At 58.2% G+C, this 445-nt stretch carries 1 protein-coding gene; it reads right to left on the bottom strand.

Features of this window, described 5'->3' with window-relative positions:
• Positions 1–272: 272 nt before the first annotated feature.
• Positions 273–445 (bottom strand): hypothetical protein (locus tag JMV15_RS28860; RefSeq protein WP_408004012.1); only part of this gene is annotated, 173 nt, incomplete at its 5' end.

Consider the following 445-nt stretch of genomic DNA (forward strand, 5'->3'; position numbering starts at 1 on the left):
GCACGTCAGTTGGATTACGCGACGATACCCTTACGGGGCTTACGTACTGTCTGGTTGATTGTTGCCATCGACTAGCTCCACTGCTGCCTTGCGACGGTATTGGCGTGCAAGAAAAGCAAAATGGCAGGAACGAATCCCCGCCAAATTTAGGGGTACAAGAGTCTAAAGAGTATCTTGTCCCCAGTCAAGGCAAGGCCCCGACCTCCCCTCGCGTCGAACCGCGGCAAAAATGCCTCGATCCGACGAACGGGAGTGTCAGGGCCCAGACTCATCTATCGCAGAACCCAGTTACCGCTCGAGTTCAGCGCTTCGGTCAGTGCAGCCTCCACTTCACTGGCGCTTACGCGCATCGGCCTGTCACCATCACGGCGACGCCTACGCCCGCCGTGGTAAGCCAACCCGGTACCCTCCGGGACTAGGAGACCCTGCACCACGTTTTCCTCTC

The sequence above is a fragment of the Pseudomonas paracarnis genome (assembly GCF_904063055.1).
In the GTDB taxonomy this organism is placed as follows: Bacteria; Pseudomonadota; Gammaproteobacteria; order Pseudomonadales; family Pseudomonadaceae; genus Aquipseudomonas; species Aquipseudomonas paracarnis.